The following is a 14,956-nucleotide window of genomic DNA, read 5'->3' on the forward strand; positions in this document are numbered from 1 at the left end:
TTTTCATCAGCAGAATGGTTACAGTAAATCTGCGATCATCTTTTCCAGTTTTTCCTGGTCGATAGCAAACTTACGGATCCCGTCGGCCAGTTTATCAATCGCCATTGGATCCTGGTTGTGTTGCCAGTAGAACTCCGCTTCCGTCATTTTCGCCGGACGAACTTTCACATCACCGACGTAAGACAGCTTGCGAACCACTTCACCTTCGCTTTCTGACAGCTCTTTCAGCAGGGCGGGTGCGATCGTCAGGCGGTCACATCCAGCCAGTTCCAGAATCTCACCGACGTTACGGAAGCTCGCGCCCATCACGACCGTTTCATAGCCGTGCTCTTTGTAGTAGTCGTAGATTTCGCTAACGGAAACCACGCCCGGATCTTCATGCGGCGCAAATTCTTTCTTATCGCCATTGGCTTTGTACCAGTCAAGAATACGGCCAACGAACGGTGAAATCAGGAACACGCCCGCTTCAGCACAAGCGCGCGCCTGTGCAAAGGAGAACAGCAGCGTCAGGTTACAGTTGATGCCTTCTTTTTCCAGTTGCTCCGCCGCGCGGATACCCTGCCAGGTGGAAGCCAGTTTAATCAGGATACGCTCGTTGCTGATGCCTGCGTCGTTGTACAGCTTGATCAGGTGTTTTGCCTTCGCCACGCTGGCTTCGGTGTCATAAGACAAACGCGCATCCACTTCTGTGGAGATGCGGCCGGGGATCAATTTTAAAATTTCGAGACCGATATTGACCGCCAGTTTATCCGTGGCATCCACGACCTGCTGTTTACGATCGCTGCTCTGCTCACGCGCCCAGGCAATAGCCTCGTCGATCAGCTTGCGGTATTCAGGAATTTGCGCCGCGTTCAGAATCAGTGAAGGGTTAGTGGTCGCATCTTGCGGTTGGTACAGTTTCATTGCCGCAATATCGCCGGTATCAGCTACAACCGTGGTCAGTTGGCGTAGGGAAGTCAGTTTATCCGTCATGTTGGCATGTCTCGTTGTTTATACGTGGTGCTCGTGAATGAAAATAGCTCGTATATGAATCGACTTGTTATCTAATCTGGTGGCCGTCTGTTTTGCGCCGAAATCTGATAATAACACGCGCACTTTCCCGTGCAAGCCAGCCTTTTCCCACTCGTCCCTGCAACAACGGTTACACGCCGATAAGACGCCATATTTTCCCCTTCACGAGCGTGCCGAGGCGTGAAAGACAAGGCGTATTATAGCTATCGCCGTTTTCTTCCGACGTTCTTGCTATAGTAGGGTCATCAGAAATCAGACCGACAGGACATGGCGCATGCTTATTACTATTTCACCCGCAAAAACGCTCGACTACACCAGTCCTTTGGCAACGACGCGTTATACGCAGCCGGAACTTCTGGACTCTTCCAGCCAGTTGATTGATGTGTGTAAAAAACTGACGCCAGCACAGATCGCCTCTTTGATGAGCATCAGCGATAAGCTGGCTGACCTGAACGCAGGCCGCTTTAGCGATTGGCACCCGGATTTCACGCCGGAGAACGCGCGTCAGGCACTGCTGGCGTTTAAGGGCGACGTCTATACCGGATTGGCCGCAGAAGATTTCAGCGAGGATGACTTCGATTTCGCCCAGCAGCATCTGCGTATGCTGTCAGGCCTGTATGGCGTGTTGCGCCCGCTGGATTTGATGCGGCCGTATCGGCTGGAAATGGGCACCAAGCTGGAAAACAAAGTCGGTAAAGACCTCTACAGTTTCTGGGGCGACACCATTACTGAAAAGCTGAATCAGGCGCTGCACGATCAAGGCGATGATGTACTGGTTAATCTGGCATCGGACGAATATTTCAAAGCCGTTAAACCGAAAAAGCTTAATGCCCGTCTGATCAAACCCGTCTTCCTGGATGAGAAAAACGGTAAATTTAAGGTAATCAGTTTCTACGCCAAGAAAGCACGCGGCCTGATGAGCCGTTTCATTATTCAAAACCGCCTGACTCAACCGGAGCAGTTGAAAGCATTTAATCTGGAAGGTTACTTCTTCGAGGCAGCAGACTCTTCGAGTGACGAACTGGTGTTTAAGCGTCACGAACAGTAAACAAGAGAAGGGAAACAGGGCGGAGTATTCCGCCCTTGCAATCGATTTATTCCGGCAGTGACATCAGGAACTCACGCAGCTTCGCGAAATCATCCGGGAAGTTGTGCGACAGCAGATCCAGATCGGCACGCTCAGCGAGCGCTTCCGGCAGATCCAGTTCTTTGCCAAGAATGTCTTCTACGCTTTCCTTGAATTTCGCTGGGTGCGCCGTACCCAGGAACAGGCCAAACTCACCGGCTTGCAGTTGATCGCGCAGTAGACGGTAAGCAATCGCAGCGTGCGGCTCAGAGAGATAGCCTAACGCATCCAGCTCATGCATGGTTTCTTTCGTGGTCTCATCGCTCACTGCGCCAAAGCCCAGTGTTTTCAACTGCCAGTTCTTACGGCGGAACAGCTCTTCCACGCGCGGCCAGTTGTTCGGCTGGCTTACGTCCATCGCGTTGGATAACGTTGCCACCGTTTTATGCGGTTCCCAGTTACCATTGCTCAGGAAGCGCGGCACCGTGTCATTGGCGTTGGTCGCTGCGATGAAGCGCTTAATCGGCAGACCCAGCGATTTCGCCAGCAGGCCAGCGGTCAGATCGCCGAAGTTACCGCTCGGTACAGAAACCACTAGCTGGTTACGAGCTTCCTGCGGCAGTTGTGCAACGGCTTCAAAGTAGTAGCAAATCTGCGCCAGCAGACGGCTGATGTTGATGGAGTTCGCTGAGTTCAGGCCAATCGCCTTTTTCAGTTCTTCATCATCAAACGCCTTTTTCACCAACGCCTGACAGGCATCGAAATCGCTGTCGATAGCGATGGTGTGAATATTGCCACCCAGCGTACAGAACAGTTTTTCCTGCAACGGACTGATCTTGCCCTGCGGATACAAAATCACGACACGAACATTTTCCAGACCGTAAAAGGCGTGCGCCACAGCGGCGCCGGTGTCGCCAGAGGTCGCCGTCAGAATGGTAATTTTCTCGTCACCGGACACTTCCGTCAGCATTTGCGCCATAAAGCGGCCGCCGAAGTCTTTAAAGGCCAGCGTCGGGCCGTGGAACAGCTCCAGCGCAGCGATATCTTCCGCCACTGGCGCAACCGGAGCCGGGAATGCAAAGGCCGCTTTCACACGCTCAAACACCGTTTCGGTCGCAATTTCATCGCCGATATAGGCAGACAGAATGCGGCTGCTGCGGGTCACAAAATCCAGATCCAACAGCGCATCTATTTCAGTGCGCTCAAATTCCGGCAGTTCCAGCGGGAAGAACAGCCCTTGCTGGCTGCCCAGCCCTTGCTTGATAGCCTGAGCAAAACTCACCTGCTCGTTATGATCTTTAAGGTTGTACAGTTTCATGCGTTATCCCAGTTGTCGTGCGCCAGTCGTATCAAGACGGCAAATATGAACAAAACCTTCATCGTTCTGCAAATAGTTATCCCGCAGCCAGTCGGCCAGGCGCTGTGCGCTCGCCATGTCGTTGCAGACGGAGAATAACGTTGGGCCAGAGCCGGAAATACCGCAGGCCAGCGCCCCGATATCTTCAGCAGCCTGACGAGCGGCCGCAAAGCCGGGCAGCAGTTTCGTACGATAAGGTTCCGCGATGACATCCTTCATCAGTTTCGCCGCCAGCTCAGCCTGTCCGGTATGGCAAGCGTGGATAAAGCCCGCCAGATAACGGCCGTGGCTGATGCAATCCTGACGACGATATTGCGCAGGCAGAATCGCGCGCGCTTCTGCAGTGGAGACTTTAATCCCCGGATACGCCATGACCCACAGCCAGTCATCGAACGACGGCACAGGCTGGCTGATGATGCCGTTTTCTTCCAGCATCAGTTGGACGCCGCCGAGAAAACACGGGGCAACGTTATCGTAGTGAACGCTGCCGGAAATGCGCCCTTCCAGCTCACCCATCAGCGTCAGCAGACGGGTATCATCCAGCGGCTTACCGCAAAATTCATTCATCGCCATCAGCCCGGCGACGACAGAACAGGCGCTGGAACCTAGCCCTGAACCAATCGGCATGTTCTTTTCGAGCGTCATTGCTACTGGCACGGTTTTGCCAATTTCCTGACAGAACAGTTCCCAACATTGATACACAATGTTTTCTTTCGGGTTGTCCGGCAGCTTGCTAACAAAACGCCCTTCATTACGCAGGCTGAACAGATCGGCGGCTTCAACAGAGACGCAATCCCCCAGCAGTGAACCGTCTACCGGCGAGACGGCCGCACCCAGCACATCAAACCCGACGCTGACGTTACCGATTGATGCAGGTGCATACACCTTAACCATAATTATGCTCCCAACTTCCATGACAAGGTGCGCAGCAGATCTGCGAACACACCAGCAGCGGTAACATCGTTACCCGCGCCATAACCGCGCAACACGAGCGGCAGTGGCTGATAATAACGGCTGTAGAATGCCAACGCATTCTCGCCATCTTTGACTTTAAACAGCGGATCGTTGCCGCCAACGGCACTGATCTTGACCTTACAGCGGCCTTCTTCAATCACGCCGACATAGCGCAACACTTTACCTTCATCGCGCGCTTGTGCAACACGGCTGGCAAACTCATCGTCTGCCGTCGGCAGGCGTTGCATAAAGCTGGCGACATCGCCGGACGCATCAAAGCTGGCAGGCAGAACGGATTCCACTTCAATATCGCCCAGCTCCAGTTGATAACCCGCTTCACGGGCTAGAATCAGCAGCTTACGCGCCACGTCCATACCGGACAGATCGTCACGCGGATCGGGTTCGGTATAACCTTTTTCTTTCGCCTGCGTGGTCGCTTCCGACAGCGACATGCCTTCATCGAGTTTACCGAAAATAAAGGACAGCGAGCCAGAGAGAATTCCGGTAAAGCGAATCAGTTCATCACCTGCATTCAGCAAATTTTGCAGGTTCTCAATCACCGGCAGGCCTGCACCGACGTTGGTGTCATACAGGAAACGACGACGGGATTTCGCCGCAGCGCTACGCAGTTGATGATAGTAATTCATCGATCCCGTGTTGGCTTTCTTGTTTGGCGTCACGACATGGAAACCGTCGGCCAGGAAATCCACGTACTGATCGGCCACGGCCTGATTCGACGTACAGTCGACGATCACCGGGTTCAGCAGGTGGTACTCTTTAACCAGACGGATCAGACGACCCAGATTAAACGGCTCGCGGGCTTTACCCAGCTCTTCATGCCAGTTGTCCATCGAGATGCCGTTAATATTGGTCAGCATCGCTTTGGAGTTGGCGATCCCACACACGCGCAGGTCGATATGCTTGTCTTTCAGCCACGGCTGTTGACGGTGGATCTGATCCAGCAGTGCGCCACCCACACCGCCGACCCCGATAACAAACACGTCGATCACCTGATCGGTGTTAAACAGCATCTGATGGGCAACACGTACGCCAGTGGTGGCGACGTCGTTGTTCACCACGACGGAGATAGAGCGCTCGGAGGAGCCCTGCGCGATAGCCACGATATTGATATTTGCCGTCGCCAATGCCGAGAACAGACGAGCAGACAGGCCGCGCAGCGTACGCATGCCATCGCCCACCACAGAGATAATGGCCAGACGCTCCATCACATCCAGCGGCTCCAGCACGCCTTCTTTCAGTTCCAGATAGAATTCGTCTTCCAGCGTTTTTCTGGCGCGCGCCAGCTCGTTTTGCGATACGCAGAAGCTGATGCTGTATTCGGAAGATGACTGTGTAATCAGAACAACAGAGATGCCCGCACGTGACATCGCGGCAAACACGCGCGCCGCCATGCCGACCATGCCTTTCATGCCAGGGCCAGATACGTTAATCATCGCCATGTTGTTCAGGTTGGTGATGCCTTTCACCGGATACTGGGTATCCGTGCTATCCATGCCGATGAGCGTGCCGGGAGCCTGAGGGTTTTCGGTGTTTTTGATGAGGCAGGGAATTTGGAACTGGGCGATAGGAGCAATGGTGCGAGGGTGGAGGACTTTGGCGCCGAAATAGGACAGCTCCATCGCCTCCTGGTAGGACATCGATTTCAATAATCGAGCGTCCGGCACCTGACGCGGATCGCAGGTATAAACGCCGTCCACGTCGGTCCAGATCTCACAACAATCGGCACGCAAACACGCAGCCAACACCGCAGCGGAGTAGTCAGAACCATTACGGCCCAGCACCACCAGTTCGCCTTTGTCGTTACCGGCAGTAAAGCCCGCCATCAGGATCACATGATCTTTCGGGATAGCGCTTTCAGCGATACGACGAGTTGACTCAGTGATATCCACGGTGGATTCAAGATAGTGTCCCTGTGCCAGCAGTTTCTCGACCGGATTGATAACAGAGACCCCATAGCCGCGCGCCTGAAAGACCGCTTCCATGATGGCGATGGACAGTTTTTCTCCCCGGCAGATGATTGCAGCGTTCACGCTGTCAGGGCATTGGCCCAGCAGCGCGATGCCGTGCAGAACGTGTTTCAGCTGTGCAAATTCCTGATCCACGAATGCCTTTAGGCGGGCATGGTCAAAACCGGGGTGAGATGCTGCAAGCCCTTGTAGTAATGAAGAAAAGATCGTTTCGGCGTCGTTCAAATGAGGCAGGATATCTTGTCCGGCGACGGTTTTCTCAATCATGGCAACCAGATGGTTGGTAATTTTCGCCGGCGCAGACAATACGGTAGCCACCTGTCCCTGGCGCGCGTTGTTCTCGATAATGTCGGCAACGCGTGCAAAACGCTCCGCATTTGCTACTGAAGTCCCGCCAAATTTCAACACTCGCATTTTTATCTGTTCTCCTGAATTTCTGCCAACCAAACGCCGGTAGCGTTTTTTGTATGCCGCTTACAGGCGGCGTTGAGGGATAACCTGCCATAAAAAAAAAGCCCGCACTGTTCGGTGCGGGCTTTTTCTGGAATCTTTATATGCGTCAGCCCGCACCGTTACTGGTTGTATCGGTGATGGTAATAATCGTGGTGATCAGGCTGATAGTGCGCATGCTAAAATTGAATCTCATTAGAAGTAGAGTTATCTGCCCTATTAGTTAGGCCAATCGCCCTTTGAAGTCAACGGATTTCTTTTTTTTCTTCTCGCCGAAGGAAAAATCCCTGCCGCTCAACCCACTGCCTAAACAGGAATAAGCCGGACAAACCGTTGTCAAAATACGTGACTCAAGATGTTCGACTGCCAAAAAAGCCATTTCTGCTATCTTATTTCGGCAATCTTTTTTCAATGTCGTGTAGCAACCGATGGAGCATCGCCGTATCGCGTTGCTCTAAACGCCCTAGCCGCTGATGCAGCCAGTCCCGCAGTTTTTCATCATCCTCAACCGCCAGAGTAGCCAAAAGCCGATCCATACGATCGCGCAGCGCCGACAACTGCCCCGCCACTGCTGGCTCTGCCGCTTCCGGTTTGACCTGCATGAGTTCAGCCAGTTGGTAACAATACACCATCACCGCCTGACCAAGATTCAGTGAGGGATAATCCGCTTTCATCGGCACGCCAGTCAACACATCCGCCAGTTCGAGTTCCTCATTCGTCAGGCCAACATCTTCACGACCAAACACCAGCGCCGCAGAGGCCATCCATTGGACCTTATCCTGCAATACGCCGGTCAGTTCCGCTGGCGTGCAGTAATAGTGATACTTAGCCCGGCTGCGCGCGGTGGTCGCAACCGTAAAATCGACATCTGCCAGTGCTTCAGCCAACGTGGAAAACACCTGTACGTTATCCAGAATATCCCCTGAACCGTGCGCCACCCAGCGGGCCGCTGGCTCTTGATGTACTGTGCTACCGACAATACGCAAGCTGCTGAATCCCATCGTTTTCATCGCACGAGCTGCCGCCCCTACATTTTCAGCCCGAGCGGGCTCAACCAAAATAATATGAAACTGCATAGACTCCTCAGTATGGGTTACATCCGTTTTGGCAAGCCTTCATCTGCTCGCCAAACAACGCAGCCCTGTAATCGATAACAATTTATTGATGACTACGATTTGTTGAGCATTACGGTAAAAAATTAACAATAAACCAACAAAATTTCCGGCATCAATTCGGCCTTCGGTAGGAAACATCGGTGAGTCCAAAAAATGGGCGGGAAGATAAAACCCCAAGAAAAATAAGGTAAATTATTTTATTTCAATAAGTTATAAAAGCACCACCGACTGTGTAGCGCCAATTATGATTATTGGCATTTGCTATGCTAAATCGTTCATAAAAAGTGCTAAATTGTGACGTAAACTGGCAATCCTATAAGTGTTTATCACAAAATAGTTAACGTGCTAAAATGAAATTTGATATATGTCAACAGAACCGTAGATTTATCAGCAGGCAAAATCTGTGCTTACTGTTATGTTGCTGTTAATAAGGTTAAACTGTGCGCCACTTTGAGCGCAGTTAAATTAGCGCCACGCTCACCCGCTAGCAGTACCTCTAAGCGGGTAGAGAATGAACACCAGTAACGCATTTACGTACTTGAGTCTGACGTTGAGCGAGAGCGTAGTCTACCTCGATAAGCTCCAGGGAAATACCCGGAATAACTGGCGTTGTAGCCAGCGGGCCAGCAGGGTATGACAGCGACTTCTGTACTTCCGATTTCTATAATTTAAGTTGGCAATTTTAGGTAGCAAACATGCAGACGCCGCACATTCTTATTGTTGAAGACGAGCTAGTAACTCGTAATACCCTCAAAAGCATTTTTGAGGCGGAAGGATACGTTGTTCACGAAGCCACTGATGGCGCCGAAATGCACCACATTTTGTCCGAGAATGACATCAATCTGGTGATCATGGACATCAACCTGCCAGGGAAGAACGGCCTGTTGCTGGCACGTGAACTGCGCGAGCAAGCCACCGTTGCCTTGATGTTCCTCACCGGCCGCGACAATGAAGTCGATAAGATCCTCGGTCTTGAAATCGGTGCGGATGACTACATCACCAAACCGTTCAACCCACGTGAATTGACGATCCGCGCACGTAACCTGCTGTCACGCACCATGAATCTGGGCAGTGGCACGGAAGAGCGTCGTCTGGTGGAAAGCTATCGCTTCAACGGCTGGGAACTGGACATCAATAGCCGTTCTCTGATTAGCCCGGCTGGCGAGCAATACAAGCTGCCGCGCAGTGAATTCCGCGCCATGCTGCACTTCTGCGAAAACCCAGGCAAGATTCAGTCTCGTGCAGAACTGCTGAAGAAAATGACGGGCCGTGAGCTTAAGCCACACGACCGTACCGTTGACGTCACTATCCGTCGTATCCGCAAGCACTTTGAATCAACAGCCGATACGCCAGAAATCATCGCGACGATCCACGGCGAAGGCTACCGCTTCTGCGGCGATCTGGAAAATTAATTCCCCTCAGCCGGAGCAGGCATCTGCTCCGGCTGTTTTCCCTTCTTACCGCACGTTATTCACTCTTTCCCCACGGCATAACCGGCACCGCGCTTAACGCATTTTTCGGCGAACCATCGACTAAGCGATCGGAATAAGTAAGGTAGATCAGCGAATTGCGCTTTTGATCGTAAAATCGAACAACCTGCAATTTCTTGAAAACCAACGATGTTCTTTTCTGGAACACCACGGATCCACGATCGCCGCCGTTTTTGATTTTATCGGACAGCGTAATCGGCCCAACCTGCTGGCAGGAGATGGCCGCATCCGACGTATCCTCCGCCAGCCCTAACCCGCCCTTGATTCCGCCCGTTTTGGCTCGACTAATGTAGCAGGTCACATTGGATACATCCGGATCGTCAAACGCTTCCACTACGATCTTATGATCCGGCCCCAGCAGTTTAAAGGCCGTATCGACAGACCCAACTTCTTCCGCACTGACAACGCCTGCGGTGGATAGCAATAGCAGACCCGCTCCCACGATGCGCTTTATGTTCATATTTCAGGTCCTGTGACAATTCATAACAAACGATTAATAACCACAATTAAAAAGGGGATGAGCAAAATAAACCGCTATAATCTCCCTCCTTATCCAAATTACCTGCGGAACATTTTCAAAAATCTTCGGCAGTACCAAAGTGAAAATATTGCTATGATGCGGGATCTCAATACGCTCGCGCTCAATGTGTTTGATGAGGAAGATTATGGATCAAGCCGGTATCATACGTGACTTGCTTAACTGGCTGGAAAGCCATCTCGACCAGCCGCTATCACTCGATAATGTGGCGGCGAAAGCGGGTTATTCCAAGTGGCATCTGCAAAGAATGTTCAAAGATGTGACGGGCCATGCCATTGGTTCATATATCCGAGCGCGGAGATTAACCAAAGCGGCGGTGGCACTCTGCCTGACCAGCCGCCCTATCCTGGATATTGCCCTGCAATACCGTTTTGATTCACAACAGACGTTTACCCGCGCGTTTAAAAAGCAGTTTACCCAAACGCCAGCGTCTTATCGTCGTTCCGATAACTGGAATACTTTTGGCCTTCGTCCGCCGATCCGACTCGGTGCGTTTACGCTGCCGCAGCCGCAGTTTATCACGCTGCCAGAGACACAGCTGCTTGGGCTAACGCAAACCTATAACTGCCGTCTGGAGCAGATTTGTAACTTCCGTACGGAAATTCGCGTCCACTACTGGCGTCAGTTTTTAGGAGAGACCTGCTCCGTTCCTCCCGTACTTTACGGGTTGCATCATTCACGGCCGAGTAAAGAGAAAGACGACGAACACGAAGTGCTCTACACCACCGCGCTGGAGCCACAGTATCTGCCCGATGACGTCCACACTGGCGAGCCCGTCACGCTACCGGGCGGCGACTACGCGATGTTTGTTTTTGAAGGGCCAAATGACGAGCTACAGGATTTTATTATCAGCCTGTATGACACCTGTCTGCCGACCTTTCAGCTCACGCGCCGCAAAGGGTTTGATGCCGAGCGTTTTCACCCTAGCCGCGATACAGACGGGGAAATACCCGCTATCATCCGCTGCGAGTATTTTATCCCCATCCAACATACCGAGCCGCTCTCAGCGCTGTAACTCATCCAGTGCCGGAATATCCAAATGCGAAATATCTCCGGCCGTTTCCACCACCCATCCGGGTGCTAGCCACGGGCTTTGCTGATAATCAATGCGCGACAGGGAACAGTTGCGCAGACGCAAGCGCCGTTCAGCCGATGCGGGTAACCCCAGAACCGTACTCAGCAAGCACCCCAGCGCCATCCCGTGGCTAACCAGCAAAGGACGACTTCCCGCTGGCAACGCCAGACAACGTTCCAGAACGCCGTGCATGCGCAATGCCACATCAGCCATCGATTCACCTTCTGGGATGCGGCCATCGGGCGTGCCATCCACCAGCCCTTTACGCCACTTTTCTTCCCCGTCGGTCAGCGAATCCAAATCTCGGGCTTCTAAAACGCCCATGTTCAATTCACGTAACCCGGGCTCCAGGATTATCTGGCAATCACCACAAGATTTAGCGATGATTTCTGTCGTCTGACGCGTTCTTCCGAGATCGCTGGTAAAAATATGCGTAATCCCTAACGTCCTGATTCGTCCAGCAACTTGCTGTGCCTGTTGCTCACCTCTTGGCGTCAGCGCACTGTCCGATTGACCTTGAATACGTCGAGCCACATTCCATTCCGTTTCGCCGTGGCGAACAAGATATACCTGTAACATGGTTATTTTCCGTTATACTGCGTCAAATTAACTAAAGGTACGAAACTGTTATGTATCACGTTGTTGCTGCAACTACCAACCCGGCAAAGATTAAGGCTATTACTCTGGCATTCACCGATGTCTTTGGTGCAGAAAACTGCCGCATCGAAGGCGTTGACGTCGACAGTGGTGTCCCGCGCCAGCCTCTTGGCTCTCTCGAAACCCGTACGGGCGCCAGAAACCGCGTCATGATGGCACGCCAGGTGCGTCCAGAAGCCGATTTTTGGGTCGGTGTCGAAGCAGGCATTGAAGAAAGCATGACTTTCGCCTGGATGGTGATCGAAAATGCTCACCTGCGTGGCGAATCACGTTCTGCAAGCCTGGTTCTTCCAGAAAGTATATTACATGGTATCCGTGAAGGGCGGGAATTAGGCGATGAAATGGAGCGTTTGACGGGCGTTCAGAATATTAAACATAAAGGTGGTGCCATCGGCGTCTTCACCGACGGCAAATTGTCGCGTACCAGCGTATACCATCAGGCGCTGCTGCTGGCCCTGGTGCCGTTCCATAATCCGATCTATCAGATTCCCGTTCAGGCAGCAAAACCGTAACGGTTACGCATCGTCACCTAACGGCTTATCTGCCGACAGCAACTGCGCTTCCAGCCAGCTTTTTAACGCGGGGGGCGCGGCTTTCAGACTGTTTGAACCGCGTGTAATCGTCGCAATTCCCGCACCTAACTCGCTTTTCAGCTCACGCTGGCTCATTTCACCCCGCATTAGCTCCTGTATAATTCGCACCCGCGTTCCCAACGCTGTACGCTCATCCGGCGTCAGCAGGAGTTGAAGCAGCGGCAATTGAAGATCCTCCGCAATAGACTGCTGCAATAGCGCGACAAAGCGTAACCAGTGCTCATTGTCTTGTTCAGAAAGTGCTGGATCGATAAGCGATAACGGAGTCATAACGGGCTGCCATACTATTTAACTAGTACGGCAGCATAACACAATTTCAGGCAACGAGCGCAACGCCGCGTCTCAATAACGCCGCTGCCATTCCGCATCCGTCAGCACACTGGCTGGCTGATTAAGGAAATAGCGATAGAAGACGTCATACGCCAGCACATTTTTCACGTAACCCCGGGTTTCTGAGAACGGAATACTTTCGATAAACGCAACGGGATCGATGCGCCCTGCGCTGTTCTTCAGCCAGGTATTCACACGCGACGGCCCGGCATTATAAGCCGCTGAAGACAGAATGCGGTTACGGCCAAATGTCTGGTACACGTACTCCAGATAGCTCGTCCCTAACAGGATATTGGTTTCGGGATCGAACAACTGGCTGGTGTTCGTATAGAACGTGATATTGCTCATTTTGGCCGTATGCTGCGCCGTCGCGGGCATCAACTGCATCAGACCCGATGCACCGACAGGGGAACGTGCTTTCGGATTCCAGGCGCTCTCCTGACGAGCAATCGCCATCGCATAGCTCTGGCTGATGCCTTTCCCCTGCGTTTCACGGCGGAATTCATCGTTCCAGGCCAGCGGGAAACGCTCTTCCAGATGATCCCACAGCTTCGCGACAATCGTCGCCTGCACGCTCAAATCCGCCCAGCGCTGCTCAAACGCATAGCGAGCCAGCGCTTCCTGCTGCGGCTTGCTGCGATTAGCCACCAGTCCGACCCACTCGCTGCGCGCCAGATTATCCATCTGCCAGAACATCAACTCCCGCACGCGGGTGATTTCCGGTAGCTGAGACAAAGAAGGATCTGGCTTCACTGCCGTCATGATAGTAATGGGATAGCGCTCGTTCAGTTTCTGCGCCGCCGCCATCGGATAGAACCCGCGTTCCTGCATCAGGCCGCGTAATAGCGTCTCGCCTTCCTGACGTTTGCCCTGATCCAACAGCGCCGCCGCGCGCCAGTAGCGCCATTCGTCTTTCTGTAACGCCTCCGCCGGTAAGCGCGCCATCCAGCTTGTTAGCCCCTGACGATCGCCAGCCCCCAACGCCATACGTACGCGGCGCTCCAGCAACGTAGTCGACGTGCTCTTTCTCACTACGTCATCCCGCCACTGCGCCTGCTCTGGCGTGGCATCGTTGCCCATCAAACGCCAGGCGATGGTTTCTTCCATTGCCTGACGATCTGCGGCACTCATTTTCTGCAAACGGACAATAACCGGCAGCATTGAACGAGCATTATCAGCATCCTGACGCGCCGTGCGCGTAAAGGCTGACAGCGTGACTTTACGCGTAAAATCTGTCGGTCCAACGGTACGGGCGAAGCTCTCCAGCGAGTTGGGATCGTTCTGGAGTTTCAGCAACGCATCGCCCATCGTTTTATAATCGTCGGGTAACTGCTTGATGAGATAGCTCACCAGACTGCCGCTGCCTTCGTCCATTGCCAGACGTGCGCGTTCCAACACCGTCAGCGGTGTCTGTTCGCCTGCCTGCTGCCAGACGGAGAAGAGTTTATCGCACACGGTAGGGAGCGAGCGTCCTGTCAGCCAGATATCACGCGTGGCTTCCCACACGCCCTGACGCTGACCGGTTGCCCACTGGGCGTAATAAAAGTTACAGCGGGCGCTGACCGGCTTCGGCGGCTGGGGGCTAAATGCCAGCAGCCCGATCCAGTCCTGACGACGCGCCAGTTCATTCACAAAGCTGGTAGAGAGATTACGGGCGGGCGGCAACGTCGGGTGCGTTGCCATAAACTGCTTCACCTGCGTCGCACTGACCTGACTCAGATCCTGCGTGAGCGCACGGTATTCAAGATAAGGATAAAGTGGGTAACTGCGCAGCGTTGGCATCAGCTGCGCCACCGTGTCCATCTGGTTGCTGTCCCATGCTTGCTTAACCTGCTGATAGCGCTGACGCTGTTCGTCCAGAGAATCCGCCAGCACATGGCCGGAAAACCCAGCCAGACATATCGCCGAAACGGCGTACCACCAATGACCCGCTTTTATCACCTGCATTAACCTCATCCGTTATCGAACTTGCTATCGGCATCCTTCATCGTATCGATCCCCCTATCCTATACCCAAAATAATTCGAGTTGCATGAAGGCGGCAACTGCATGAATCCCCAGGAGCTTACTCAGGTAAGTGACTGGGGTGAGTAAGGGCAGCCAACGCACAAGCAACTTGAAGTATGACGGATATATCGGGCAGATCCAGTGTGGCACATCATGCCAGACAACGATATGCCGATCCGCAAACCGATTCTGAAATTCATCAGGCGGGCCTAGGTCTCAGATCGGCCACGGCAAATCGCCGGATAGCTGGGATCGCGGGCTGAAACCCGCTACACTTCATACTTAGAGTAATGCGCCTAGAATAATCGATCCGCTGCTGGGGTATT

At 53.0% G+C, this 14,956-nt stretch carries 14 protein-coding genes and 1 other annotated feature; of the genes, 4 read left to right on the forward strand and 10 right to left on the reverse strand.

The window, feature by feature from the left end:
- Positions 1 to 18 precede the first annotated feature (18 nt).
- A complete protein-coding gene (gene tal, locus BUB06_RS11190) occupies positions 19 to 972 on the reverse strand; it encodes a transaldolase (RefSeq protein WP_010300491.1) in 954 nt (317 codons plus the stop codon).
- Between the two features lie 313 nt (positions 973 to 1,285).
- On the opposite strand from tal, the gene yaaA reads away from it, so the two are divergent.
- Positions 1,286 to 2,059, forward strand: a complete 774-nt coding sequence (gene yaaA / locus BUB06_RS11195) for a peroxide stress protein YaaA (RefSeq protein WP_039469971.1) — start codon at positions 1,286 to 1,288, stop codon at positions 2,057 to 2,059.
- Between the two features lie 46 nt (positions 2,060 to 2,105).
- Here yaaA and thrC read toward each other — a convergent pair whose 3' ends face one another.
- The 5 genes from thrC to BUB06_RS11220 form a co-directional block, all read right to left on the reverse strand.
- On the reverse strand, positions 2,106 to 3,395 hold the full coding sequence (gene thrC / locus BUB06_RS11200; protein WP_010300498.1) for a threonine synthase: 1,290 nt from the start codon (positions 3,393 to 3,395) through the stop codon (positions 2,106 to 2,108).
- Between the two features lie 3 nt (positions 3,396 to 3,398).
- Entirely contained in the window at positions 3,399 to 4,328 is a 930-nt protein-coding gene (thrB, locus tag BUB06_RS11205; protein ID WP_010681781.1) for a homoserine kinase, read from the reverse strand.
- Positions 4,329 to 4,330: 2 nt separating this feature from the next.
- Positions 4,331 to 6,790 carry a bifunctional aspartate kinase/homoserine dehydrogenase I gene (gene thrA / locus BUB06_RS11210; protein WP_039469969.1) on the reverse strand — a complete coding sequence of 820 codons (2,460 nt, stop codon included), beginning with the start codon at positions 6,788 to 6,790 and terminating at the stop codon, positions 4,331 to 4,333.
- Positions 6,791 to 6,881: 91 nt separating this feature from the next.
- Positions 6,882 to 6,997 (reverse strand) — a sequence feature (Thr leader region).
- Positions 6,936 to 7,022, reverse strand: coding sequence for a thr operon leader peptide (gene thrL / locus BUB06_RS22470; protein WP_072012441.1), 87 nt, complete (start codon positions 7,020 to 7,022; stop codon positions 6,936 to 6,938). It overlaps the preceding feature by 62 nt.
- 193 nt (positions 7,023 to 7,215) lie before the next feature.
- On the reverse strand, positions 7,216 to 7,902 hold the full coding sequence (locus tag BUB06_RS11220; protein WP_039469967.1) for a tRNA/rRNA methyltransferase: 687 nt from the start codon (positions 7,900 to 7,902) through the stop codon (positions 7,216 to 7,218).
- 734 nt (positions 7,903 to 8,636) lie between these two features.
- On the opposite strand from BUB06_RS11220, the gene arcA reads away from it, so the two are divergent.
- Complete coding sequence (gene arcA, locus BUB06_RS11225) at positions 8,637 to 9,353, forward strand: two-component system response regulator ArcA (RefSeq protein ID WP_010300511.1); 717 nt, start codon at positions 8,637 to 8,639, stop codon at positions 9,351 to 9,353.
- Between the two features lie 55 nt (positions 9,354 to 9,408).
- On the opposite strand, the gene creA is transcribed toward arcA, so the two are convergent.
- Positions 9,409 to 9,891 carry a protein CreA gene (creA, locus tag BUB06_RS11230; RefSeq protein ID WP_039469965.1) on the reverse strand — a complete coding sequence of 161 codons (483 nt, stop codon included), beginning with the start codon at positions 9,889 to 9,891 and terminating at the stop codon, positions 9,409 to 9,411.
- Positions 9,892 to 10,096: 205 nt separating this feature from the next.
- Here creA and robA point away from each other — a divergent pair, with 205 nt between their 5' ends.
- On the forward strand, positions 10,097 to 10,984 hold the full coding sequence (robA, locus tag BUB06_RS11235; protein WP_039469959.1) for an MDR efflux pump AcrAB transcriptional activator RobA: 888 nt from the start codon (positions 10,097 to 10,099) through the stop codon (positions 10,982 to 10,984).
- Here the strand turns inward: robA and gpmB are convergent.
- Positions 10,973 to 11,623, reverse strand: coding sequence for a 2,3-diphosphoglycerate-dependent phosphoglycerate mutase GpmB (gene gpmB, locus BUB06_RS11240; RefSeq protein WP_010300521.1), 651 nt, complete (start codon positions 11,621 to 11,623; stop codon positions 10,973 to 10,975). The two genes, robA and gpmB, sit on opposite strands and share 12 nt — an antisense overlap.
- Before the next feature lie 50 nt (positions 11,624 to 11,673).
- Between gpmB and yjjX the strand changes: the two genes are divergently transcribed.
- A complete protein-coding gene (gene yjjX, locus BUB06_RS11245) occupies positions 11,674 to 12,213 on the forward strand; it encodes an inosine/xanthosine triphosphatase (protein ID WP_010300523.1) in 540 nt (179 codons plus the stop codon).
- A 3-nt stretch (positions 12,214 to 12,216) separates the two neighbouring features.
- Here the strand turns inward: yjjX and trpR are convergent, their stop codons facing one another.
- Together trpR and sltY are read right to left on the reverse strand one after the other, a co-directional pair.
- A complete protein-coding gene (trpR, locus tag BUB06_RS11250) occupies positions 12,217 to 12,564 on the reverse strand; it encodes a trp operon repressor (protein WP_010300526.1) in 348 nt (115 codons plus the stop codon).
- A gap of 72 nt (positions 12,565 to 12,636) precedes the next feature.
- A complete protein-coding gene (gene sltY / locus BUB06_RS11255) occupies positions 12,637 to 14,571 on the reverse strand; it encodes a murein transglycosylase (RefSeq protein WP_048329385.1) in 1,935 nt (644 codons plus the stop codon).
- Positions 14,572 to 14,956 lie beyond the last annotated feature (385 nt).

Origin of the sequence: Pectobacterium carotovorum (assembly GCF_900129615.1) — a bacterium.
Lineage (GTDB): Bacteria > Pseudomonadota > Gammaproteobacteria > Enterobacterales > Enterobacteriaceae > Pectobacterium > Pectobacterium carotovorum.

Coding starts and splice junctions, on each gene's coding strand:
- tal (WP_010300491.1), bottom strand. CDS start 972: ATGACGGATAAACTGACTTCCCTACGCCAACTGACCACGGTTGTAGCT.
- yaaA (WP_039469971.1), top strand. CDS start 1,286: ATGCTTATTACTATTTCACCCGCAAAAACGCTCGACTACACCAGTCCT.
- thrC (WP_010300498.1), bottom strand. CDS start 3,395: ATGAAACTGTACAACCTTAAAGATCATAACGAGCAGGTGAGTTTTGCT.
- thrB (WP_010681781.1), bottom strand. CDS start 4,328: ATGGTTAAGGTGTATGCACCTGCATCAATCGGTAACGTCAGCGTCGGG.
- thrA (WP_039469969.1), bottom strand. CDS start 6,790: ATGCGAGTGTTGAAATTTGGCGGGACTTCAGTAGCAAATGCGGAGCGT.
- thrL (WP_072012441.1), bottom strand. CDS start 7,022: ATGAGATTCAATTTTAGCATGCGCACTATCAGCCTGATCACCACGATT.
- BUB06_RS11220 (WP_039469967.1), bottom strand. CDS start 7,902: ATGCAGTTTCATATTATTTTGGTTGAGCCCGCTCGGGCTGAAAATGTA.
- arcA (WP_010300511.1), top strand. CDS start 8,637: ATGCAGACGCCGCACATTCTTATTGTTGAAGACGAGCTAGTAACTCGT.
- creA (WP_039469965.1), bottom strand. CDS start 9,891: ATGAACATAAAGCGCATCGTGGGAGCGGGTCTGCTATTGCTATCCACC.
- robA (WP_039469959.1), top strand. CDS start 10,097: ATGGATCAAGCCGGTATCATACGTGACTTGCTTAACTGGCTGGAAAGC.
- gpmB (WP_010300521.1), bottom strand. CDS start 11,623: ATGTTACAGGTATATCTTGTTCGCCACGGCGAAACGGAATGGAATGTG.
- yjjX (WP_010300523.1), top strand. CDS start 11,674: ATGTATCACGTTGTTGCTGCAACTACCAACCCGGCAAAGATTAAGGCT.
- trpR (WP_010300526.1), bottom strand. CDS start 12,564: ATGACTCCGTTATCGCTTATCGATCCAGCACTTTCTGAACAAGACAAT.
- sltY (WP_048329385.1), bottom strand. CDS start 14,571: ATGCAGGTGATAAAAGCGGGTCATTGGTGGTACGCCGTTTCGGCGATA.